We start from the raw sequence: 22,105 nt of genomic DNA on the forward strand, positions 1-22,105 counted from the left end.
ATCCGTGTCAGGATGCGTCGGGATGCCCTTCCTCGTCCGGCCGGTCGCCGGTCCGGGGCACGGAGGAGTCTTCGTCGACGTCGCGCGTGGCCAGGTATGCCTCCACGGCCGCGCCCAGGGCGTCGGCATCCGGAAGCTGGTCGTTCTCGTCGGCCAGGAGGGACCGGCGGGCGATGCCGCTGGCGTGCTCGTCGTAGCGCTGTTCCAGGTTGGCCACCACTCCCCTGACCTCCTCGGATCCGGCCACCTGCTCAGCGATCTGGCGCTCGACGTCGCGGCCGGTTTCGCGCAGGCGGTCGGTGGGCAGCATCAGGTTGGCGGCAGCGCCGAGGTATTCCAGCCCCGCCACGGCGGCAGGCGGGTATTCGGCGTCGGCAAGGTAATGCGGCACGTGCACGACATACCCGGCGACGTCGCGGCCGGCCTCGGCGAGGCGCACTTCGAGCAGGTGGCCGATGGCGGCCGGCACCTCGACGGTGGGCTTCCACGCCGAGATGCCCTCGATCAGGTCCGGCCGGTTGCCGTGCACCGTGACCCCGATCGGCCGGGTGTGCGGCACGGGCATCGGGATCGAGTGGGTCCAGACGACGAGGCCGACGTCGAGCTGGCGCACCAGCTGCAGCACCGCACTGCAGAACCGTTCCCACTGGAAGTCCGGCTCGAAGCCGGTCAGCAGCAGGAAAGGGTGCCCGAGCCCGTCAATGAGGCGGTACAGGGCGAGCCGGGGCGCCTGGTAGTCCTGCAGATGGTCTTCGATGAAGGTGATGCGGGGACGTCGTGAGCGGTAGTCGATGAGCTGGTCGGCGTCGAAAACGGCCACCACCTCGCTGTCGAGGTTCTCCAGCAGTTCCCGGCTGACCTGGGTGACCACCTGGCCGGCGTCGGCGAAGCCGGTGAATCCGACGAGCATGGTCAAGCCTGTCAGGTCCTCCCGGCCGAGGAGCTCGGCATTGCTGGCGTACAGGCTCTGCGGGTCGAGCAACGGGCCAAACATGGGAACCTCCTTCTGGGTGACATACACAAGAACAACCTCATGCCCCTCCATCATCCCGCACCGCGGCACGTTTCGCTCCCGGCATAGAACGGGGCAGCGGCGATGCCAGGCGCGCTCCCGCTAGGATCGAAGAATTGTTTGCCGGAACCGTGACAGGACGCCCGGCAGGCCGCATGATTCCGCACCGTTCGACAACCGAAGCAAAGGACCGATCCGCGTGGTGAAGCACAACGAGATCTCGCTCAGCGCAGTATCCAAGGACATTAAGAGGGCACAATGCGACGCCTTGGTGGTCGGCGTGGGCCAGTCCGCCAACGGCCCGGTGCTGCTCGCGAACCCGCTGAGCGCCAAGGCCGCGGAGGCTCTCTCGGATTCCCTGGGGCTGCTGGGCGTGACCGGCGCCGTCGACGAGGTCCGGCGCCTGCCCGGCCTGCCCGAGCTGAACACGAACGTGCTCGTCCTGACCGGCGTCGGCAAGGTCTCTTCGGCGACCGACCTGGCGGCGGAGACGCTGCGCCGCGCCGCCGGCTCCGCCGTGCGGCAGCTCTCGGGCATTTCCTCGGTCGCTATTGCGCTGCCGGCCCCCACCGTGGCGCAGGCCGCCGCGGTGGCTGAGGGCGCAGCCCTGGGTTCCTACGCCTACACCGAACACCGCCGCGCCGACCCCGCCGCGGGCGCCCCGGTAGGCACCGTCGTCGTCTTCACGCCGGTCGCCGAGGACAAGTCCCTGCGGCCTGCCCTGGACCGGGCCGCCCTGCTGGGCAAGGCAGTGAACGCGACCCGCACGCTGGTGAACCAGCCGCCGAGCCACCTCTACCCGGAGTCGTTCGCCGACGCCGCGCGGGAGCTCGCAAAGGGTCTGCCGGTGAAGGTGACGGTGCTGGATGAAAAGCGGCTCGAGAAGGACGGTTACGGCGGCATCCTGGGTGTCGGCAAGGGCTCCAGCCGGCCACCGCGGCTGGTGAAGGTCGAATACGCCCCCGCCCGGGCCAAGCTGAAGCTGGCCTTTGTCGGCAAGGGCATCACCTTCGATTCCGGCGGTCTTTCGCTCAAGCCGGCCACCGGCATGACGACCATGAAATGCGACATGGCCGGCGCCGCGGTGATTCTCAACGCGCTGCTCGCCGTCGCCCAGCTCGGCCTGCCGGTCAAGCTGACCGCCTGGCTGTGCCTGGCGGAGAACATGCCCTCCGCCACTGCCTCTCGCCCCTCCGACGTGCTGACCATGTACGGGGGCCGCACCGTGGAGGTCCTGAACACCGACGCCGAGGGCCGTCTGGTCATGGCCGACGGCCTCGCCGCTGCCAGCGAGGAACAGCCCGACGCCATCCTCGACGTCGCCACGCTGACCGGCGCGCAGATGATCGCCCTGGGCAACCGGGTGTCGGCGGTCATGGGCGACGAAGGCGTCAGTGCGGCCGTGAAGGCCGCCGCGGACCGGGCGGGCGAGCTGTTCTGGCCCATGCCGCTGCCCGAGGAGCTGCGCGCCAGCCTCGACTCCCAGGTCGCGGACCTGGCCAACATCGGCGAGAAGTTCGGCGGCATGATGACCGCAGGTGTCTTCCTGAAGGAATTCGTCGGCAAGGGCAAGGACGGCGAGCAGATCCCGTGGGCGCACCTGGATATCGCCGGGCCGGCCTTCAACGAGGGCAGCCCCTACGGCTACACCCCGAAGCAGGGCACCGGCGTGGCAGTGCGCACCCTCGTCGCCTACGTGGAGGACGTTGTCGCCCGCGCTTCCTGAGGGCTGCGTCACCGGCGCGCGTGAGGATGGCCACAAACGGCCGCCGCGCGCGCCGTTTCGGGTGGAGCATGGAAACCGTGGCGGATATGGTGAACCGTGACAGCTTTTGTGCCTGCTGCCCGGAAGGCCGCCGATCCGGCCGGAACCGGCGCAGGCCACAACTGCAAGGAAGCATCGTCCGGCGGCCGACATTTGCCGCGGGAACGTGTTCATTGACCAGATGGCGCGCCAAAGGGCGCGTCACCCTACACGCGAGGGAGCGTTTAAGTGGCCGAATCGGCAGCTGCGCAAGAATTCGACATCCTGATCCTCGGCGGCGGCAGCGGCGGGTATGCCGCTGCCCTGCGGGCGGTGCAACTGGGCTTCAGTGTTGGCCTGGTGGAGAAGGGCAAGCTCGGGGGCACCTGCCTCCACAACGGCTGCATCCCCACCAAGGCGCTGCTGCACTCGGCCGAGGTCGCGGACCACGCCAAGGACGCAGCCAAGTACGGCGTCAACGTCGACTTCCAGTCGATCGACATGAAGGCTGTCAACGCCTACAAGGACGGCATCATCGCGGGCAAGTACCGCGGGCTGCAGGGCCTGATCAAGGCCAAGGGAATCACCGTGATCGAGGGCGAAGGCCGGCTGACGGGCCAGAGCACCATCGAGGTCAACGGGACCAGCTACACCGGCAAGAACATCGTCCTGGCCACCGGCTCGTACTCCCGCACGCTGCCGGGCCTGGAAATCGGCGGACGGGTCATCACCTCCGACCAGGCGCTGACGATGGACTACATCCCCAAGAGCGCCATCATCCTCGGCGGCGGCGTCATCGGCGTTGAATTCGCCTCGGTGTGGAAGTCCTTCGGCGTGGACGTCACCATCGTCGAGGGCCTGCCCTCCCTCGTTCCGAACGAGGACGCGGCGATCGTGAAGAACCTCGAGCGCGCCTTCAAGAAGCGCGGCATCAACTTCAGCACGGGTGTCTTCTTCCAGGGCGTCGAGCAGAACGACGACGGCGTCAAGGTCACCCTCGTCGACGGCAAGACCTTCGAAGCCGAGCTGCTGCTCGTCGCCGTCGGCCGCGGCCCGGTGACGGCGAACCTGGGCTACGAGGAAGCGGGCATCACCATCGACCGCGGCTTCGTGATCACCAACGAGCGCCTGCACACCGGCGTCGGCAACATCTACGCGGTCGGCGACATCGTCCCCGGGCTGCAGCTGGCGCACCGCGGGTACCAGCAGGGCATCTTCGTCGCCGAGGAGATCGCCGGCCTGAAGCCGGTGATCGTCGAGGACGTCAACATTCCCAAGGTCACCTACTGCGACCCCGAAATCGCGTCCGTCGGCCTGACCGAAAAGGCCGCCAAGGCCAAGTACGGCGACGACGCAGTGCAGACCCAGGAATACAATCTGGCCGGCAACGGCAAGAGTTCGATCCTGGGCACCAGCGGCATCGTCAAGCTCGTCCGGGAAAAGGACGGCCCGGTTGTCGGCGTGCACATGATCGGCGCCCGGATGGGCGAGCAGGTCGGCGAGGCATCGCTGATCGTGAACTGGGAGGCGTACCCCGAGGACGTCGCCCAGCTCATCCACGCGCACCCGACCCAGAACGAAGCCCTCGGCGAGGCCCATCTGGCCCTCGCCGGCAAGCCGCTGCACGGCTAGTCCCCCGCGTCCACCCGGCTCCGGCCCCCGGAGCCGGGTGGACTAAGCTCAAAACAGTTAACGAAGCCTTAGCCCGAGCTAAGCACCAGAATCAAAAGGAGAACGGGGACGAAATGTCTGAATCCGTGAACTTGCCCGCCCTTGGTGAGAGCGTCACCGAGGGTACTGTCACTCGTTGGCTCAAGCAGGTTGGTGACCGGGTCGAAGTCGACGAGCCCTTGCTCGAAGTCTCGACCGACAAGGTCGACACGGAGATCCCGTCTCCGATTGCCGGCGTGATTGAAGAAATCCTCGTCGCCGAAGACGAGACCGCCGAGGTCGGCGCCCCGCTGGTGCGCATCGGCGACGGCTCCGGATCCGGCGCCCCCGCGGCCGAAGCTCCGGCTGCTGCCCCGGCGCAGGAAGAAGCCCCGGCAGCTCAGGCTCAGCCGGGCGGCTACGAAGAGCCCGCTCCCGCCGAAGAGGCTGCCCCGCAGGAGCAGGCGCCGGCTGCAGCACCGTCCGGCGAAGCAGCACCGTCCGGCGAGAGCCATGAAGTCACCCTTCCCGCACTGGGCGAATCCGTGACCGAGGGCACGGTCACCCGCTGGCTGAAGAGCGTCGGCGACTCCGTCGAGGTTGACGAGCCGCTGCTGGAGGTGTCCACGGACAAGGTCGACACCGAAATTCCGTCCCCCGTCGCCGGCACGCTGCAGGAAATCCGCGTCGCTGAAGACGAGACCGCCGAGGTCGGCTCGGTCCTCGCCGTGATCGGCTCGGGTGCTGCTCCGGCAGCCGCCGCGGCCCCGGCGCCGGCACCTGCCGCCGAGCCCGTTGCGGCAGCGCCCTCCGGTGACCGGGAAGCTCCCGTCGCCGCGCCGCCGGCTGAGGCACCGAAGGCTGAGGCACCGGCCGCCCCGGCCCCCCAGGCAGAGGCCCCGCAGGCTGAGGCACCGAAGGCTGAGGCACCGGCTGCGCCGGCTCCGGCCGCCGCGCAGACCGAAGCTGCCTCGTCCGAGTCCAGCTATGTAACCCCGCTCGTGCGCAAGCTGGCCAACCAGCACGGCGTCGACCTCGCCGCCGTCACCGGCACCGGCGTCGGCGGACGCATCCGCAAGCAGGACGTGCTCGCGGCGGCTGAAGCCGCCAAGGCCCCCGCCGCCGCACCGGCTGCGCCCTCGGCTGCGCCCGCAGCCCAGGCGCCCGCTGCCCAGGCACCGGCAGCCGGAGCGGCAGCGTCCTCGCTGCGCGGGACCACGCAGAAGGCCCCGCGCATCCGCCAGGTGATTGCCCGCCGCATGCGCGAGTCGCTGGACGTCTCCACCCAGCTGACCCAGGTGCACGAGGTCGACATGACCAAGGTTGCCAAGCTGCGCGCCAAGGCGAAGAACTCGTTCCAGGCGCAGAACGGCGTCAAGCTGACCTTCCTGCCCTTCATCGCCAAGGCCGTGGCCGAGGCCCTGAAGCAGCACCCGAAGCTCAACGCCTCCTACGACGAGGACAAGCAGGAGATCACCTACTACAACGCCGAGCACCTGGCGATCGCTGTCGACACCGACAAGGGCCTGCTGGTGCCGGTCATCGCCGACGCCGGCAACCTCAACCTCGCGGGCATGGCAGCAAAGATCGCGGACGTTGCCGAGCGCACCCGCAACAACAAGATCGGACCCGACGAACTCTCCGGCGGTACGTTCAGCATCACCAACATCGGCAGCGTCGGGGCCCTCTTCGACACGCCGATCATCAACCAGCCGCAGGTCGGCATCCTCGGCACGGGCGCCATCGTCAAGCGCCCGGTGGTCGTCACCGATGAGAACGGCGACGACAGCATCGCGATCCGCTCGATGATGTACCTGTCGCTGACCTACGACCACCGGCTGGTCGACGGCGCCGATGCGGGACGTTTCCTGCAGACCCTGAAGGCCCGGCTCGAAGCCGGCGCCTTCGAAGCGGACCTGGGGCTCTGACCCGGGAAGCCGCAGCCCGACGTCAGGGCGTCCACCGTCAGGTGGGCGCCCTGACGCCTTTAAGGCCTCCGGATTTGCTGACAGCGTGTGGCTAAACTGGGGGTATGACTATCGTCTTCAACATCCTTCTCTTCCTCCACATCCTGGGCGCCTCAATGGTCGTCGGCATCTGGATTGCCAACATCCGCAAGCCCTTGGTGCACCGCCGGCAGTTCGACGGCGCGCTCGTGCAGGTCATCACCGGCGTCGCCATGATGGGTATCCTGCCGCTGCTGCCGGACGCTTCGCCGAACTACGCCAAGCTGGGGATCAAGTTCGTGATCGGGCTCATCGTCGCCGTGGCCGCCTTCATCGCGGTGCGCAAGCAGAAGAAGGGTGAGACCGTGTCCGTCGGCCTGGCGCACGCCGTCGGCGGCCTGGGCCTGGTGAACGTCGCCATCGCCACCCTCTGGAGCTGACCGTTCCGGTCCCCGCGGGGGCGGGCTGTCCGCATGGCGGCGGCCGCCGTGCGGGCGGGGAGGAAACTCCCTAGGATGAAGTGGAGGCTGCAGGGCCACCCTGTAGCGTCACCTTTCGATAAAAGGAGTTCACGTGGCAACAACTCGCACAGCACACACTGTATGGAGCGGCAGCCTCGCCAGCGGCAGCGGCCAGACCACCTTGGACAGCTCCGGACTCGGCACCTTCGATGTGACCTGGAAGGCCCGGGCCGAGCAGGCCGAGGGCAAGACCAGTCCCGAGGAACTCATCGGCGCGGCGCATTCCGCCTGCTTCTCGATGGCGTTCAGCAACGCCTTGGGCCAGGAGGGCAAGACCCCGGAGCGCCTCGAGACCAAGGCTGACGTCACCTTCCAGCCGGGCGAGGGCATCACCGGCATCCATCTGACCCTGAACGCTACCGTCCCGGGCATCTCCGAGGAGGACTTCCAGCGCCTCGCCGAGGACGCCAAGAAGAACTGCCCGGTGTCCCAGGCGCTGGCCGGCACCACCATCACGCTCGAGGCGTCCCTGCAGGCCTGACCCGCCCGGCAGCCCCCGGGCTGGCACACGAAACGCGAAAGGCCCGCCCCCGGTCAGGGGCGGGCCTTTCGCATGCCTGGCTGCTCAGCCGGCCGTGCGCTTGGGCAGCGGCCCGGGCCGGCGCGACGGGTAGTCCGCGCGGGCCGGCGGCCGGTCGGTGGGCAGTTCCTTGAGCATCTCCTTCAGGATGCCGACGCCGTACTCCAGCTGCGGGTCCTCCCCCGCCGCGTAAGCGTGCGGCGGGAAGGGCACCTCAATGTCCGGGTCGACGCCGTGGTTCTCCACTGCCCAGCCGACGCCGCCGGTGAACCAGGTCGCGTACCGCGGCTGGGTCACGGCCGTCCCGTCCGCGAGTTTGAAGCGCCCGTCGATCCCGATCACGCCGCCCCAGGTGCGGGTTCCGACCACCGGGCCGATCCCGCGCAGCTTGGCCACCTGCGCGATGATGTCCCCGTCCGAGCCGGCGAATTCGTCGGTCAGCAGCACCACGGGACCGCGCGGCGCGTGCGCCGGGTAGGTGGTCGGCTCCTCGCCCCGCACGACGCTCCATGCGGTGACCTTGCGCCCGATCAGCTCGGCCACCAGCTGCGAGGTGTGGCCTCCGCGGTTGCGGCGAACGTCGATCACCAGTGCGTCTTTTGCCGTTTCCACGTCCAGGTCCCGGTGCAGCTGCGCCCAGCCGCGGGCCAGCATGTCCGGAACGTGCAGGTAGCCGAAGGTGTCGCCGGAGGCCTCGCGCACGGTGCGGCGGTTTGCCGCCACCCAGTCCTGGTAGCGCAGGCGCTCCTCGTCCTTGACCGGGACGACCGCGATGCGGCGCACTCTGCCCGCATCCTCGCCGCGGCCCTCGCCGTTGCGCACGGTGAGTTCGACCGTCTTGTCCGCGGCCGCCACGAGCAGGCTCTGCGGGCCCGCGGCGGGGATGTCCACCCCGTCGATCGCCAGCAGCACGTCCCCGGGCAGCACACCGGCGCCGGGGGCATTCAGGGGCGAGCGCGCCTGCGGGTCGGAGGACTCCCCAGGCAGCACCTTCACGACCTCCCAGCCCGACGCCGTGTGCCGGAAGTCCGCGCCGAGGCGTCCCTGCTTGCCGGCGCCCGGCTCGGAAACCGCGAACGGCGTGACGTAGGCGTGCGAGGTGCCGAGTTCGCCGTGCACCTCCCAGAGCAGGTCCACCAGGTCATCATGCGAGCCGAGCCTGTCGACGAGCGGCCGGTAACGGTTGTACACGTCCTGCCAGTCCTGGCCGGCCATGTCTTCGGTCCAGTAGAAGTCGCGCTGCAGCCGCCAGGTCTCATCGAAGGCCTGCGCCCAGACGGCCAGCGGATCGAGGAGCACGCGGATCCGGCCCAGATCGACGCTGACGTTGTCGTTGGAGTCCTCCTCGACCTTGCCCGCTGTGGGCACCACGCGCACCTTGCCCTCATGCACCACCGCGATCCGCTTGCCGTCCCCGGCCGGCCGGTAGCTGGTAAGGGCCGGGACCAGGGTGCTCACGCTGCGCTTGGCGATGTCGAACCGTTCGAGCCGGCGGGCCTTCGGGCGGTCCGCGGAGGACGCCCGTCCGTCCCCGGTCACGCCTTCCGGCTCCCCTGCCAGCCAGAGCAGCGCGCCCTTGACGGCGCTGAGCTTCTCGTAGGTGCCCTGCGGCACCGGCACGGGGATGAGGCGTTCGCCGATGTTCAGGGGCTCGACCACCAGCGGCTTTGGGCCGTCGAACAGCGCGTCCGGACCATCCCCGGCGTCGCCGGCCGAGAGGTCCTCCGGCTCGGAAGGAGCACCCGCGACGGAGGGGCCGAAGGGCGACGGCGTGTCGGAGGCGAGCGCGAGCAGGAACGGCTTGGTGGACGACGGGAAGCTCAGGTCGAACCGGAGCGTGTCGTAGACCGGGTCGAAGCTGCGCTCGGACAGGAACGCGATGAAGCGCCCGTCCGGCGTGAACGACGGGGCATGGTCGTGGAACCGGCCGTCGGTGAGGTCGATGATCTCCGGCTCCTCGGCCCGGACGTCGGCCAGCCGGAGCTTGCTGCGGCTGGCCTCTCCGGTCACCGGTTCCGCCCAGGCCAGCCAGGTGGAGTCCGGTGCGAAGGCGAGCTCGACGACTGCACCGTGGGTGGTCCGTGAAATGCGGCGGATGGACCGGGTCTCGACATCGACGACGAGCACGTCACCGTATTCGGTGGCGACGGCGGCCAGCCGGCCGTCGGGGCTGGCGACGATCTCGCTGGCCCGGTCCACCCCGTCGTAGTCGATTCGGATCGTGTCCGCCGCGCCGTCGCCGCCCAGGGTGTCGCCGCCCTGGCTGTCGGCGCCGGTCTCCGGAGCGGTTGCGGCTGCCGGGTCCTGGCCGTCGAGCGGAACGCCCGCGTCGTCGCCCAGCGGCGCGCCTGCCGTGTCCCGGTTGACCCCGGTCGCGGATACCGGCCGGGGCAGGTCCGGGTCCATCCGGGGCTCGGCCGGAGGCTGCTCGGCGTCCAGCGAGCGCACCGACGCGGGCGTCACCGGCGCGGCAGCACTCTTGATGTAGATGGCCTCGACGCCGCCGTGGTCGGCCACATAGATCACCCGGTCCTCACCGAGCGGACGCGGCAGCCGGGCCCGCACACCCGGCGCCGCCTCCAGGATCCGCGAGGGCCCGTCGCGGTGGGTCAGCCAGTGGACGGTTCCGTGGCTTTCAACGGCGCTGGCACGCCCGGTGCGGTCCGGGGCGACGCTGCCCAGGTGCTTGCCGACGTTCAGCGGCTTGGCCCGGCGCGCCGTCGAGGCCGAGGCGAGGTTGATCTCGAGCCGGCGCGGTTCGTCGTCGAGCCCGTCCAGCAGCCAGAGGGACCCTGCCGATTCAAAGACGACCCGGGTGCCGTCGGTCGACGCGTGCCGGACGTAGAAGTCCTCGTGGTCCGTGTGGCGCCGGAGGTCGCTGCCATCCGGCTTCACGGAATAGAGGTTCCCGTAGCCCTCGTGGTCCGAAAGGAAGGCGACGCGGCCGCCGATCCACATCGGGTCGCACAGGTTGCCCTCGAGTTCCGGCAGCAGCCGGCGGAACTCCCCGCCGCCGTCGATGTCGATCCACAGTTTGCCCGCGGTGCCGCCGCGGTACCGCTTCCACCAGGCCGGCTCGCGGGAGAGGACGCTGCCGACGACGACGGGCCGTTCGTCCCCGACCTCCGGGGCGAAGGCAACCGAATCCACCGGGCCATAGGGAAGTTCGCGGGCCGGAGAACCGTCCAGCGGTACGGCGTAGGCCCAGGTGTGCCGGCTTTCGGCGCGCTCGTGCGCGCTGGTGACGACGGCGTCGCCCGCCGCCGTAAAGCCCTTGACTTTGGTGCCGGCGTGCCCGAAGAACGTGAGCTGGCGGTAGTCGCCGCCGTCGACGAGCGCGGTCACAACCTCCGGCGCGGTGCCCTGCACGACGGTCCAGACGAGCCGGCTGCCGTCCGGGCTGAACCGCGGGTTCCGTGCAGGCAGCTGCATGGCCGACACGCGCCAGGCGCGGCCGCCGGCCAGCTCCGCCACCCAGACATCGTCCTCGGCTACGAAAGTGACAAGGCCGCCATGGACGTGGGGGTACCGGAAATAGTTCGATGAGGTCATTGTTCGATCATAGTCAGCGGGGCTGCCGCGCCCGGCGTTGGAAACGGCCCGGCGCCGTGGTGAGATGAAGCATGAAGGTACTGATTTCGGGGGCCTCGGGCCTCATCGGCAACGCCCTCTCCCGCGAGCTCAGCGCCCAGGGCCACTCGGTTCGCAAGCTCGTACGCCGCCGCCCCGGCCGCGGCGACGAAGTTCAGTGGGATCCGGCTTCCGGCCTGCTCGACCCGGCGCTGATGGACGACGCCGACGCCGTGGTCAATCTCTCGGGCGCCGGCATCGGCGACCGGCCGTGGACACGCAGCTACGTGGAGGAACTCTATTCGTCGCGGCTGCGCCCCACCCGGACCCTGGTCGCCGCCATGCAGCAGGCTGACCGGCCCCCGGCGGTGTTCCTGAGCCAGTCGGCGTCCGGCTACTACGGGGACCGCGGCGACGAAGTCCTCACCGAGGAGTCCGGGTCCGGGGACCTGTTGATTTCGGACATCTGCCGGCGCTGGGAAGCCGAGGCGCTGCAGGCCCCGGCCGCGACGCGGACCGTCCTGATGCGCACCGGCGTCGTCTTCAGTCCGCGCGGCGGCGCCCTGGGCCGGCTGCTCCCGCCCCTGCGGCTCGGCCTCGGCGGACCGCTTGGCAGCGGACGGCAGTGGTGGCCGTGGCTGTCGCTTCCGGACACGGCCGGGGCCGCGGCCTTCCTGCTGACCTCCGACCGCTCCGGGCCGGTGAACCTGTCCGCACCCGAACCTGCCCGGCTCAGCGACATCACCACCGCCCTTGGGGAGGCCTACCACCGTCCGTCGCGGCTGCGCGTTCCGGGACCAGTCCTGTCCGCTGCCCTGGGCCGGCTCGCCCGCGAACTGGTCCTGGCCAGCGCGCGGGTGCGGCCGGCTGCACTGGAGGACGCCGGCTACCGGTTCAGGCACCCGGATCTTCCGTCGGTGGCGCGCTGGCTGGCTGCCGGCGGCGACGGCCCCGCCCGCTGAGTCCGCCCGCTGAGTCCGCCCGCTGACTTCGGCTCTGTCAGCGGGCCTGGCGCACGTCTTCGATCCGCCACCTCCCGCCGTCGTTGCGCAGCACCAGTGTCAGGCGCTGCACGGTGGCGGCCGGCTGCATCCGCAACGCGCCGCCCAGCCGGTCCCGCTCGGTGAACCCGGACGTTACGGCGGTAGCGGTGACGTCCGAGCGTCCGCCGCTCGCGGGCGCGGCCGAAACGCCGCTGACGGTGATCCCGAGGCCGGCGAACAGGTGGCCGCCCAGACGAGCGGCAAGCGCACTGTCCCGCACGGCCGCCGGGGATCCGGAAGCGTTGACCTCGGCCAGCAGCTCGGGCCGCCCGGTGCGCAGCGCATAGGCGCGCAGCCACGCCAGGCCGGTGAGGGCCGTCGCGGGATCCGCGGCGGCAAGCCGCGCCCGGACTTCGGCCGGAATCCCGGCATCGCCCGGTGTTGCCGGCGGAGCATCGGTGACGGCGGCGGGTTCGGTCCGCGCAGCCGCCGCAGGAGCCGCGCTGCCCCCGCCGGGCAGGTGCAGCCCCACCGCCGCCAGCGCCCCCAGGGCGAGGACGACGGCGGCACCAAGCAGCACAGGCAGGGCGGACCGCCGGGCACCGGGCCCGGCACTGCGCCCGGCACCGCGCCGGGTGCCGGGCGGTCCACCCGGCCGTGCACTGAGCCGTCCACGGCGGGCGATACGGCGCGGGCCCGGGGGTGTGCTGCGCCTCCGCCGGTGCGGCCGACGCGGCGCCGCCGCCTGCTCACGGGTGAGAAGCTCCGGCAACACGCTTTCGTGCACTGCGGCTGAGAGATCCAGTGGTTCGGCGCGGGCACTGCGGTACACCGCATGGGCCAGTTCGGCCGCGGACGGCCGTGATGCCGGGTCCGGGTCGAGCCCGGCCTCAAGGGCGGCCGCCAGCTCCGCGGGGACCGCAGGAGCGATCACCGGCAGCGGGGGCCGGACCGCAGCCTCCGGCGGTGCCGTGCCCGCCAGACAGGTCCAGCCGAGGGCCGCTGCGGCGTACACGTCCGCCTCGGGCGCCAGCCGCAAGCCCCGTCCGGCGCCGGCGGGATCGGTAAAGCCCGGAGTGCCGGCCCTGCCGGCTCCGCGCGCCTCGCCGACTATCCTGGCGAGGCCGAGGTCCGCCAGCAGCGGCTTGCCTTCGGCCGTGAACAGCACGTTCCCGGGGGCAACATCCGCATGCGTCACACCGTCGGCATGCAGGAAGGCGAGCGCCTGCAGCAGCGGGGGCAGCACCGTCACCGTCTCCCCCACCCCAAGCCGGCCGCGGGCCGCGAGCAAGGCCCCCAGCGAACCTCCGGCCGCATAGTCCATCAGCAGGCCGCACCCGTGGGCGCCGGGCAGCGCCAGTGCGTCATGGACGCGGACGAGGTGGGGGTGCTCGTAGCGCCCCAGCAGCCGCACCTCGCGCCGCAGGTCGGCCTGCGCGGAAGCCTCCTTGCCCGCGTATTGGCGCAGGCATTTGAGTGCCCGCGGCTCGCCGCCGGCGGCGGGCTCCACCAGCCAGACGGCGGCTGCCCCGCCGACGCCGAGCAGCCGCAGCACCCGCCACCCGCGCACCTCCGGCGCCCGCGGCTGCGCGCCTGCAGACTGCTCAACGTTCATGGTGGGGGACATACCGGTTTCCATAGGCACCGTCATACTCCTGGCCGGCCGGCCGCGTGAGATTATCCACAGACCGTGGGCCCGGGGGTTCACGATGCGGTTGCCGTGCGCCGTTGGGTCTAGGCTGGATCCCATGAGTCTTGAGTTTTCCGTGGTAGGGCTCGCGCCGGATCTGGTCGATTACCAGGGCGCCTGGGACATGCAGCGCCGGCTGCACGAGGAAGTCGTCGCCGGCACGGCACCGAACACGGTGCTGCTGCTGGAGCACAGCGCTGTCTACACCGCAGGTAAACGTACCGAGGACCACGAACGGCCCTTGGACGGCACCCCGGTGATCGCCGTGGACCGTGGCGGCAAACTGACCTGGCACGGCCCGGGACAGCTCGTCGGCTACCCGATCGTCAGGCTGCAGGACCCTAAGGCCATCCGCGGCTACGTCGAAATCCTGGAGGAAGCGATCATCGCCACGCTGCTCCGCTTCGGCGTCGAAGGCAGCCGCATCGAGGGGCGCTCCGGCGTCTGGATCCCGGCAGACGGGCGCGGCCCGGCCCGCAAGATCGCCGCCATCGGCATCCGTGTGCACAACGGAGTGACCATGCACGGTTTCGCCATCAACGCGAACAACGACTTGGCCCCCTACGGCCAGATCATCGCCTGCGGCATCACCGACGCCGGCGTGACGACCATCGCCGCCGAAACCGGACGCGAGGTTTCCCCCGCGGACCTCGTCGCCGCCATCACCGAGGAACTGCGCTCCCGCCAGGACCAGTTCGCCGCCCCCGCTTCAGAAGGAGCACTGCTGTGACCCTGGCCCCCGAAGGACGGCGCATGCTGCGCATCGAGGCGCGCAACGCCCAGACGCCCGTCGAGCGCAAGCCGGAATGGATCCGCACCAAGGTCAAGACGGGCCCTGAGTACGTCGGCCTGAAGAAGCTGGTGCAGAAGGAAGGCCTCCACACGGTCTGCGAGGAAGCCGGCTGTCCGAACATCTTCGAGTGCTGGGAAGACAAGGAAGCCACCTTCCTGATCGGCGGCTCGGAGTGCACGCGCCGCTGCGACTTCTGCCAGATCGATACCGGCAAGCCTTCCCCGCTGGACATCATGGAGCCCACCAAGGTGGCCCGGTCCGTCCAGTCCATGGGCCTGCGCTACGCCACGGTCACGGGCGTCGCCCGCGACGACCTGGCAGACGAAGGCGTCTGGCTCTACGCTGAGACGATCCGCAAGATCCACGAACTGAACCCCGGCACCGGCGTCGAAATTCTCATTCCGGACTTCTCCGGCAAGCCTGAGCACATCGCCGCGATCTGCGAAACCCGGCCCGAGGTGTTTGCCCACAACGTGGAAACAGTGCCGCGCATCTTCAAGAGCATCCGTCCCGCCTTCCGCTACGAGCGGTCCCTGGACGTCATCACGCAGGGCCGCGACCACGGCATGGTCACCAAGTCCAACCTGATCCTGGGCATGGGTGAAACCCGCGAGGAAGTCTCCGAGGCGCTGCGGGACCTGCACGAGGCCGGCTGCGACTTGATCACCATTACCCAGTACCTGCGTCCGTCCGAGCGGCACCATCCGGTGGAGCGCTGGGTCAAGCCGCAGGAATTCGTGGAACTGCGCGACGAGGCCGAGGAAATCGGCTTCCTTGGCGTCATGAGCGGACCGCTGGTGCGCTCCTCCTACCGGGCCGGGCGCCTGTGGGCCACGGCGATGCGCAAGAAGGGGCTCGAGCTGCCCCCGGAGCTGGCGCACATCGGTGACTCCGGGTCGACCCGCCAGGAAGCGGCAAGCCTCGTCGCCGGCCGCTGACGGTCGCGGAGGGCTTCCCCGCAGCCGTTTTCCATCACTGCCCGAAGGTTCCTACGCCATCTTTTCCGGCGCAGGAAGGGCACGCCCGATCCCTTAGAATTAGTAGCACTATGGCCAACCGCACAGACTCCGCAGCCTCCTCCTCCGACGCGCCCAAGCGCGGCCTCTTCGGACGCCGAAAGGGCAGCACCGCTGTCCCCAAGCAGTCCGGCCGCGTCAAGCAGGTCCTTGAGGTCTTCAAGATGACCCGCCGCCATGACCCGAATGTGGTCTGGCTGATGCTTCTGGTGTTCCTTGGCATCGTCGCCATCGGGCTGCTGGTCGGGTTCCTGATCAACAACTGGATCACTGCGCTGATCATCTCGATCCCGCTGGGCCTGCTCGCGGCGACCTTTGTCCTCTCACGCCGGGCCGAGCGCGCCGCGTTCGCCCAAATCGAGAACCAGCCAGGCGCCTCCGGTGCGGCACTGAGCACTCTCCGCCGCGGCTGGGTCACGGAGGAACAGCCCGTGGCGGTGAACCCGCGCACCCAGGACGTTGTCTTCCGCACCGTCGGCCGGCCCGGCGTCGTCCTCGTCACCGAAGGACCTTCGCACCGCGTGCGGCAACTGGTGGACGGCGAACGCAAGCGGCTGAACCGCATCCTGCCGAATGTTCCGGTGCATGTCATCGAGACCGGGCACGGCGAGGGCCAGACCCCGTTGGGCCAGGTGGCGCGGAAGATCCAGAAGCTGAAGCCGGAGCTGACCAAGGTGGAGGTGCACACGGTGAGCAAGCGCATTGCCTCGCTGGGCGCCAACCGGATGCCGATCCCCAAGGGCGTCGACCCGTACAAGGCGCGCCCGGACCGCAGGGCCGCCAAGGGCCGCTAACCAGAGAACAACTTCCTGACACGACGAAGGAGGCCGTCCCGAGGGGGCGGCCTCCTTCGTCGTCTGCTCACATGCGGGTCAACACCGTGTTCATCGCCCGGTCGTGCAGACCGCGCTGGTCCTGGTCGAAGACGACGGCCGGAATCAGCAGGCACAGCAGCAGTGTGCGGACAACCGCGGCCACCGGACCTGCGGGCCGGCCGTCCAGCCGGCGGACATGGATGCCCACGATCCGATGGCCAATGCTGTACCCCAGCGTGCCGACCAGCACGATCTGTTCCACGGCAAAAATACCGAGGATCGCCCACTGGTTTCCCTCGAACAGAGCGCCGGCAATCGCGTAACAAAGCAACCAGTCGATGCAGAGGGCGACCACCCGACGACCCGGCCGCGCCACCGAGCCCGGACCCGCCTCCGGCAGGCCTAAGCGCTTGCCCGGGTACGAAGCCGCGTGTTTCTTGTCCGGACCGCTCAGCCAGGACCCAATATCTCTGCGATTAACCACCGTCCAAGTTTACCGGCGACCCGGTAGGGTGGTTCCCAGTGCGCCATCTGTAACATGCCTGAAACAATGCCGACACTGGCGGGAAATCCCCTCTTCCTACGCTTGGTGGCAGTTGCAGGCGTACCTGGCCCCGCCACGCGGTCCGGGCCGGACGATGGCGTGCATGCACGAAACCTCTTATGCGTAAGGAGCATAGATGTTCAAGAACGCGGACGAAGTCCTCAAGTTCATCAAAGACGAAGACGTCAAATTCGTCGATATTCGCTTCACCGACCTCCCGGGCGTCCAGCAGCACTTCAATGTTCCCGCCAAGAGCGTGGATGCCGACTTCTTCGTCAACGGCCAGCTGTTCGACGGATCCTCGATCCGCGGCTTCCAGGGCATCGCCGAGTCGGACATGCAGCTCATCCCGGACCCCACGACTGCGTTCGTCGATCCCTTCCGCGTTGAGAAGACCCTCGCACTGAACTTCTCCATCGTGAACCCGCGCACCGGTGACCCGTACCACCGCGATCCGCGAGGCGTGGCCGAGCGCGCCGAAGCCTACCTGGCCTCCACCGGCATCGCCGACACCGCGTTCTTCGCACCCGAGGCCGAGTTCTACGTCTTCGACAACGTCCAGTTCGAGTCCTCCCCGCAGGGTTCCTTCTACAAGGTGGACTCGATCGAGGCTCCGTGGAACTCCGGCGCGGAGGAAGAGGGCGGCAACCTCGGCAACAAGACCCCGTTCAAGGGCGGCTACTTCCCGGTGGCTCCGGTGGACCACCAGGCCGACCTGCGCGACGCCATGTGCATCGAGCTCGACGCCGCCGGCCTTGAGGTCGAGCGCTCCCACCACGAGGTGGGCGCCGCCGGCCAGGCCGAGATCAACTACAAGTTCACCACCCTGGTCCACGCCGGCGATGACCTGCAGAAGTTCAAGTACATCATCAAGAACGTCGCCAATGCCTGGGGCAAGTCGGTCACCTTCATGCCCAAGCCGATCTTCGGCGACAACGGCTCCGGCATGCACTGCCACCAGTCGCTGTGGAACGGCGGCGAGCCGCTATTCTACGACGAGAAGGGCTACGGCGGCCTCTCCGACCTCGCCCGCTGGTACATCGGCGGCGTCCTGAAGCACGCGTCCGCGATCCTGGCGTTCACGAACCCGACCGTGAACTCCTACCGCCGCCTCGTCAAGGGCTTCGAGGCCCCGGTGAACATGGTGTACTCGCAGGGCAACCGCTCGGCCGGTATCCGCATCCCCATCACCGGCTCGAACCCGAAGGCCAAGCGCATCGAGTTCCGTGCGCCGGACCCCTCCTCGAACCCGTACCTGGCGTTCTCGGCCCAGCTGATGGCCGGCCTGGACGGCATCAAGAACCGGATCGAACCGCCGGCCCCGATCGACAAGGACCTCTACGAGCTTCCCGCCGAGGAAGCCAAGGACATCCCCAAGGCTCCGAGCAGCCTCGAGGAAGCCCTTGACGCCCTCGAGGCGGACAATGAGTTCCTGCAGGCCGGCGGCGTGTTCACCCAGGACCTGATCGACACCTGGATCGAATACAAGCGCGAAAACGAGATCAAGCCGCTCGCGGCACGCCCGAACCCTTACGAGTTCGAGCTGTACTACGGCGTCTAGCCACGTCGTTCCGCGAGGAATCGCCACCAGGTCCGCCCGGGCAGCCAGCAACGGCCGCCCGGGCGGACCCGCGTTTAAGGACCCTTACGGGTTGATGTACGTATCCCACGAGTCGAGCACGTCCGCCAACGGGGACACTGCCAGGTCGATTTTGTCCACCGCCTGCCGGCAGGGCTCGCTCCCCGCGTCCTGGCACGCCGCCTCGGCACCCGAGTCCCGCAGCGGAGCCAGGGCGGCAAGGGTGCGCGTGAGCAGGGCCTGGATCTCCGCCGGCGGGGTCCCCAGACCGTTGAGCGCGTCGGTGGCCGCCCGCGCGGCCTGGGCCGCGGCCTGAGCACTCTTGACGCAATTCATCGCTTTGATGACGTCGTCGGCGGTGCGACCGTCGGCCGCCTTGTTGCAGGCATCGGTGCCGGCATCGTAGTCCTGCCAGGTCTTCTCGTACGTCGCTATCACCTTGGCGAAGGGGGCGGCCGGCCCGGTCGGGGTGGGCGACGGCAGCGCCGGGGCAGCCGCGGCCGTCCGCGCCTGAGCGGGACCGCTGCGCACGGCTGCGGGCGTTGTGCAGCCGGCAAGCAGGGTGGCAGCAACGACGGCTGCGGCGGCAGCCACGAGTCTGCTCATCGGCTTCCCTTCCCTGCCCGGGCCCGATGGTCCGTGATCATGCCATCATCCCAGACACGCCGCAGCCGAAACAGAGTGGCCCGGCAGAGTCTTCCTAGAGGCCCAGGACCTTGCGGGCGATCCTGCTGCAGTCGGCCGAAGTGAGCAGCGTCCTGCCCGCCAGGCTAACGAAGTACACCCCCAGGACCTGGCCTTCCGAGAGCACCTCGCACTGCCCGTTGGCGATCGAGGGAACAGTGCTGCCGGCCCACCACCAGGCGTCCTCCCCCAGCGTCAGCCGGGTGACCGGCGGAGCGGCGGTAATCAGGCCCGCATTGCGCTCGACGTCGGCCTTGTCCCCGGGCTGCAGGGTCACGCTGATGGAGTCCCGAGTCGCGAAGGTCTTGTCCTTCGGGTCCCGTCCGGGCAGGAAGAAGGTGCAGGAGATCCCGCTGGAGGCCGCCGGCAGCTGGCTGGCGAGCGTGGTCCTGCCGACCAGCGCGTAGACCTCCTCGCCCACCCCCAGCCCGGCACATTTGCGGGCCGCCGCGGGATCGTTGTCGGGCGCCTGGTCGTAGTACCCCGCTTCCGGCGCCGAAGGCGACGGCGAGGCCGCCGCCGTCGACGCGGAGGGGGCGGCCGGCTGGCCCTGGCCCGAGCATGCTGCCAGCGCCAGAAGGGCTGCGGCAGCGGTCAGGACGAGCCGCGGGCTGCGGCGCTGGCTGCTGCTCATTGAATTTCTCCCCACGATGCTGCTCTATCGCATGCTACCGGCGAGCCCGGCTCCTGCCCGGTGAAGGGCACCGGCGAAGGGGCGCCGTGTCGGGCTCGTGACGCAATGTGTCACGAGCCCGGCACAGCGGCCGCGGACTGCCGGGTCAGAGCACCTTGGACAGGAAGTCCTGCGTGCGCGGCTGCTGCGGGTTGCCAAAGAGAGCCTCGGGCGCTGCCTCTTCGACGATCAGGCCGTCCGCCATGAAGATCACCCGGTCGGCCACCTCCCGGGCGAAGCCCATTTCGTGCGTGACGACCACCATGGTCATCCCCTCGCGGGCCAGGTCGCGGATGACCTGCAGCACTTCGCCCACCATTTCGGGGTCAAGGGCACTGGTGGCTTCATCGAACAGCATGATGTCCGGGTTCATGGCCAGCGCCCGGGCGATCGCCACGCGCTGCTTCTGGCCGCCCGAGAGCGACGCCGGACGGGCGTCCGCCTTCTCCGTCAGGCCGACCCGCGCGAGCAGCTCCATCGCCTTGGCACGTGCCTGTTCCTTTGTCCCCTTCTTCAGCTCCACCGGGGCCAGCATGATGTTCTGGATCACGCTCATGTGCGGGAAGAGATTGAAGTGCTGGAAGACCATGCCGATGTGCTGGCGGACAGCGTTCAGGTCCACCTTCGGGTCGGTCAGGTCGAACCCGTCAACCACCACCTTGCCGGCGGAGATGTCCTCCAGCTTGTTCAGGCAGCGCAGGAACGTCGATTTGCCGGAACCGGAAGGGCCGATCACGCAGACGACTTCACCCTCGGCGACGCTGACGTCCAGGCCCTTGAGGACCTCGTTCGATCCGAAGGACTTCCGCAGGCCCGTGACCTGAACCTTGCTCATTTGTTGAACCTCCGGTCCAGGACGTTGGAGAGCTGCGTCAGCAGCGTGATGACAATGAAGTACAGCGCCGCCACGATCAGCAGGGTTTCGCCGGTCCGGAAATTGGAGGCGTAGATCTGCTGTCCCTGGTAGGTCAGCTCAGCGAAGCCGATCACGGCCAGCAGCGAGGTGTCCTTGAGGGTGATGACGAACTGGTTGATGAAAGAGGGAGTCATGATCTTCACGGCCTGCGGGACAATGACCCGGCGCATGGACGTCACGTACCCCAGGCCAAGGCTGCGGCTGGCTTCCAGCTGCCCCGGGTCCACGGACTGGATGCCGCCGCGGACGATTTCGGTCATGTAGGCGCCCGCGTTCAGGCTCAGGGTGAGCACGCCCGCGGTGAGCACGTTGATCGGGATGCCGGTCAGCTGCGGCAGGCCGAAGTAGAAGAAGAAGGCCTGCACCAGCAGCGGAGTCCCGCGGAAGATGCTCACGTACGTGGTGGCGATGCCGCGCAGCACCACCAGGTGGGACACCTTGAAGAAACCGAAGACGACGCCGAGCACCAGCGCGATGATGAGCGAGAGCAGGGTGGCCAGCAGGGTCAGTCCGAGCCCCTTGAGCAGGGCCGGGAAACTGGCAACCAGCAGGTCGATGAAGCTCTGGTTCGCCGCCTTGGACGGGTCCTTGAGGTACTTGTCCAGCACCTGCTGGTACTGCCCGTTCGCCTTCAGCTCCGCCAGGCCCTTGTTGAAGGCCGCCAGCAGCTCAGGGTTCTTGCCCTTGTTCACCGCGAAGCCGTAGGAGCTTCCGCGTTCCTTCGCGGTGACCGCCTTCAGTCCGTTGTTCTGGCTGATCCCGTAGGCCAGTACCGGGTAGTCGTCGAAGACCGCCACGGAGTTGCCGGCTTTGACGTCGTCGTACATGGTCGCCGACTGGTCCAGCGGCTTGACGGTGAAGGAGTACTTGTCCTTGATGGAGTTCGCGAAGGTCTCCCCTTCGCTGCCGCGCTTGACCGCGACCGTCTTGCCCTTCAGGTCCGCATAGCCCTTGATGTCGTTGTTGGACTTTGCCACGGCCATCTGGACGCCGGAGTCGAAGTAGGGGTCCGAGAAGTCGAAGATCTGCTTGCGCTTGTCCGTGATCGACATGCCGGCGATCACGCCGTCGACCTGGTTCGACTGCAGCGCCTGGAGGGCGGCGTCGAAGCCGAGGGAGCGGATTTCGACGGAGAACCCCTGGTTCTTGGCGATGGCCCGGATCAGGTCCATGTCGATGCCGATCAGCTCGCCGCTGCCGTCGCGGAACTCGAACGGCGCGAACGTCGTGTCCGTCCCGATCACATAGGTCTTGCCGCTGACGGCGGAGGGCGCGTGGCTCGCCGCCGGAGCCGCGCTGGCGCCCGCGGCGCCGCCGACCAGGGCGAACACGGCGAGGACGGTGCCTGCCACGAACGCCTGGGCGCGGCGCATAAGACTGCCGCGTGGGTGGATTTTCAAGGTCCAACAACCCCTTTTGAGGAAGGGCCGCGCCCGACAGGCAGCGGCG

General features: G+C 69.0%; 18 protein-coding genes. 10 read left to right on the top strand and 8 right to left on the bottom strand.

The features are described from left to right. Positions 1–7: 7 nt before the first annotated feature. A complete protein-coding gene (locus KIH31_RS05815) occupies positions 8–994 on the bottom strand; it encodes a proteasome assembly chaperone family protein (protein ID WP_214426120.1) in 987 nt (328 codons plus the stop codon). Between the two features lie 217 nt (positions 995–1,211). Between KIH31_RS05815 and KIH31_RS05820 the strand changes: the two genes are divergently transcribed. The 5 genes from KIH31_RS05820 (at position 1,212) to KIH31_RS05840 (ending at position 7,354) form a co-directional block, all read left to right on the top strand. Continuing rightward, a complete protein-coding gene (locus tag KIH31_RS05820) occupies positions 1,212–2,738 on the top strand; it encodes a leucyl aminopeptidase (RefSeq protein WP_214426121.1) in 1,527 nt (508 codons plus the stop codon). 267 nt (positions 2,739–3,005) lie between these two features. Beyond that, positions 3,006–4,388: a dihydrolipoyl dehydrogenase gene (gene lpdA, locus KIH31_RS05825; protein WP_214426122.1), complete on the top strand. Its 1,383-nt coding sequence runs from the start codon at positions 3,006–3,008 to the stop codon at positions 4,386–4,388. 113 nt (positions 4,389–4,501) lie between these two features. After that, the gene (gene sucB / locus KIH31_RS05830; protein WP_214426123.1) at positions 4,502–6,334 is read left to right on the top strand and encodes a 2-oxoglutarate dehydrogenase, E2 component, dihydrolipoamide succinyltransferase; all 1,833 of its coding nucleotides are present in this window, start codon (positions 4,502–4,504) and stop codon (positions 6,332–6,334) included. 104 nt (positions 6,335–6,438) lie between these two features. Beyond that, positions 6,439–6,792 (top strand): hypothetical protein, encoded by a 354-nt coding sequence (locus tag KIH31_RS05835; protein ID WP_214426124.1) that lies wholly within the window; start codon positions 6,439–6,441, stop codon positions 6,790–6,792. A 133-nt stretch (positions 6,793–6,925) separates the two neighbouring features. Beyond that, complete coding sequence (locus tag KIH31_RS05840) at positions 6,926–7,354, top strand: OsmC family protein (RefSeq protein WP_214426125.1); 429 nt, start codon at positions 6,926–6,928, stop codon at positions 7,352–7,354. An 84-nt stretch (positions 7,355–7,438) separates the two neighbouring features. On the opposite strand, the gene KIH31_RS05845 is transcribed toward KIH31_RS05840, so the two are convergent. Next, positions 7,439–10,945 carry a S41 family peptidase gene (locus KIH31_RS05845; protein ID WP_214426126.1) on the bottom strand — a complete coding sequence of 1,169 codons (3,507 nt, stop codon included), beginning with the start codon at positions 10,943–10,945 and terminating at the stop codon, positions 7,439–7,441. A 71-nt stretch (positions 10,946–11,016) separates the two neighbouring features. Here KIH31_RS05845 and KIH31_RS05850 point away from each other — a divergent pair, with 71 nt between their 5' ends. After that, positions 11,017–11,925 carry a TIGR01777 family oxidoreductase gene (locus KIH31_RS05850; RefSeq protein WP_214426127.1) on the top strand — a complete coding sequence of 303 codons (909 nt, stop codon included), beginning with the start codon at positions 11,017–11,019 and terminating at the stop codon, positions 11,923–11,925. Between the two features lie 37 nt (positions 11,926–11,962). Here the strand turns inward: KIH31_RS05850 and KIH31_RS05855 are convergent, their stop codons facing one another. Further along, positions 11,963–13,573, bottom strand: a complete 1,611-nt coding sequence (locus KIH31_RS05855; RefSeq protein WP_250545497.1) for a serine/threonine protein kinase — start codon at positions 13,571–13,573, stop codon at positions 11,963–11,965. 121 nt (positions 13,574–13,694) lie between these two features. Here KIH31_RS05855 and lipB point away from each other — a divergent pair, with 121 nt between their 5' ends. From lipB to KIH31_RS05870, 3 genes are all read left to right on the top strand, one after another. Beyond that, positions 13,695–14,366, top strand: coding sequence for a lipoyl(octanoyl) transferase LipB (gene lipB, locus KIH31_RS05860; RefSeq protein WP_214426128.1), 672 nt, complete (start codon positions 13,695–13,697; stop codon positions 14,364–14,366). Next, positions 14,363–15,367 (top strand): lipoyl synthase, encoded by a 1,005-nt coding sequence (gene lipA, locus KIH31_RS05865; protein ID WP_214426129.1) that lies wholly within the window; start codon positions 14,363–14,365, stop codon positions 15,365–15,367. Before lipB ends, lipA begins: the two co-directional genes overlap by 4 nt. 110 nt (positions 15,368–15,477) lie before the next feature. Beyond that, positions 15,478–16,239, top strand: a complete 762-nt coding sequence (locus KIH31_RS05870) for a DUF4191 domain-containing protein (RefSeq protein WP_214426130.1) — start codon at positions 15,478–15,480, stop codon at positions 16,237–16,239. A 67-nt stretch (positions 16,240–16,306) separates the two neighbouring features. On the opposite strand, the gene KIH31_RS05875 is transcribed toward KIH31_RS05870, so the two are convergent. Then, the gene (locus tag KIH31_RS05875) at positions 16,307–16,744 is read right to left on the bottom strand and encodes an RDD family protein (protein ID WP_214426131.1); all 438 of its coding nucleotides are present in this window, start codon (positions 16,742–16,744) and stop codon (positions 16,307–16,309) included. Between the two features lie 196 nt (positions 16,745–16,940). Between KIH31_RS05875 and glnA the strand changes: the two genes are divergently transcribed. Further along, positions 16,941–18,365, top strand: coding sequence for a type I glutamate--ammonia ligase (gene glnA / locus KIH31_RS05880; protein WP_214426132.1), 1,425 nt, complete (start codon positions 16,941–16,943; stop codon positions 18,363–18,365). An 84-nt stretch (positions 18,366–18,449) separates the two neighbouring features. Here the strand turns inward: glnA and KIH31_RS05885 are convergent, their stop codons facing one another. From KIH31_RS05885 to KIH31_RS05900, 4 genes are all read right to left on the bottom strand, one after another. Beyond that, the gene (locus KIH31_RS05885) at positions 18,450–18,989 is read right to left on the bottom strand and encodes a hypothetical protein (RefSeq protein ID WP_214426133.1); all 540 of its coding nucleotides are present in this window, start codon (positions 18,987–18,989) and stop codon (positions 18,450–18,452) included. Positions 18,990–19,083: 94 nt separating this feature from the next. Further along, positions 19,084–19,701, bottom strand: coding sequence for a hypothetical protein (locus KIH31_RS05890; protein ID WP_214426134.1), 618 nt, complete (start codon positions 19,699–19,701; stop codon positions 19,084–19,086). 145 nt (positions 19,702–19,846) lie between these two features. Then, positions 19,847–20,575 (bottom strand): amino acid ABC transporter ATP-binding protein, encoded by a 729-nt coding sequence (locus KIH31_RS05895; RefSeq protein WP_214426135.1) that lies wholly within the window; start codon positions 20,573–20,575, stop codon positions 19,847–19,849. After that, positions 20,572–22,029, bottom strand: coding sequence for an amino acid ABC transporter substrate-binding protein/permease (locus KIH31_RS05900; protein ID WP_214426260.1), 1,458 nt, complete (start codon positions 22,027–22,029; stop codon positions 20,572–20,574). Before KIH31_RS05900 ends, KIH31_RS05895 begins: the two co-directional genes overlap by 4 nt. Between the last annotated feature and the right edge of the window lie 76 nt (positions 22,030–22,105).

Origin of the sequence: Paenarthrobacter sp. DKR-5 (assembly GCF_018531425.1) — a bacterium.
In the GTDB taxonomy this organism is placed as follows: domain Bacteria; phylum Actinomycetota; class Actinomycetes; order Actinomycetales; family Micrococcaceae; genus DKR-5.

Excerpts from the sequence above, each read along its gene's own strand:
- lipB (WP_214426128.1), top strand. The coding sequence starts at position 13,695 with ATGAGTCTTGAGTTTTCCGTGGTAGGGCTCGCGCCGGATCTGGTCGAT.
- sucB (WP_214426123.1), top strand. The coding sequence starts at position 4,502 with ATGTCTGAATCCGTGAACTTGCCCGCCCTTGGTGAGAGCGTCACCGAG.
- KIH31_RS05885 (WP_214426133.1), bottom strand. The coding sequence starts at position 18,989 with ATGAGCAGACTCGTGGCTGCCGCCGCAGCCGTCGTTGCTGCCACCCTG.
- KIH31_RS05900 (WP_214426260.1), bottom strand. The coding sequence starts at position 22,029 with ATGCGCCGCGCCCAGGCGTTCGTGGCAGGCACCGTCCTCGCCGTGTTC.
- KIH31_RS05815 (WP_214426120.1), bottom strand. The coding sequence starts at position 994 with ATGTTTGGCCCGTTGCTCGACCCGCAGAGCCTGTACGCCAGCAATGCC.
- KIH31_RS05835 (WP_214426124.1), top strand. The coding sequence starts at position 6,439 with ATGACTATCGTCTTCAACATCCTTCTCTTCCTCCACATCCTGGGCGCC.
- KIH31_RS05850 (WP_214426127.1), top strand. The coding sequence starts at position 11,017 with ATGAAGGTACTGATTTCGGGGGCCTCGGGCCTCATCGGCAACGCCCTC.
- KIH31_RS05855 (WP_250545497.1), bottom strand. The coding sequence starts at position 13,573 with ATGTCCCCCACCATGAACGTTGAGCAGTCTGCAGGCGCGCAGCCGCGG.
- KIH31_RS05890 (WP_214426134.1), bottom strand. The coding sequence starts at position 19,701 with ATGAGCAGCAGCCAGCGCCGCAGCCCGCGGCTCGTCCTGACCGCTGCC.
- KIH31_RS05870 (WP_214426130.1), top strand. The coding sequence starts at position 15,478 with ATGGCCAACCGCACAGACTCCGCAGCCTCCTCCTCCGACGCGCCCAAG.
- glnA (WP_214426132.1), top strand. The coding sequence starts at position 16,941 with ATGTTCAAGAACGCGGACGAAGTCCTCAAGTTCATCAAAGACGAAGAC.
- KIH31_RS05845 (WP_214426126.1), bottom strand. The coding sequence starts at position 10,945 with ATGACCTCATCGAACTATTTCCGGTACCCCCACGTCCATGGCGGCCTT.
- KIH31_RS05895 (WP_214426135.1), bottom strand. The coding sequence starts at position 20,575 with ATGAGCAAGGTTCAGGTCACGGGCCTGCGGAAGTCCTTCGGATCGAAC.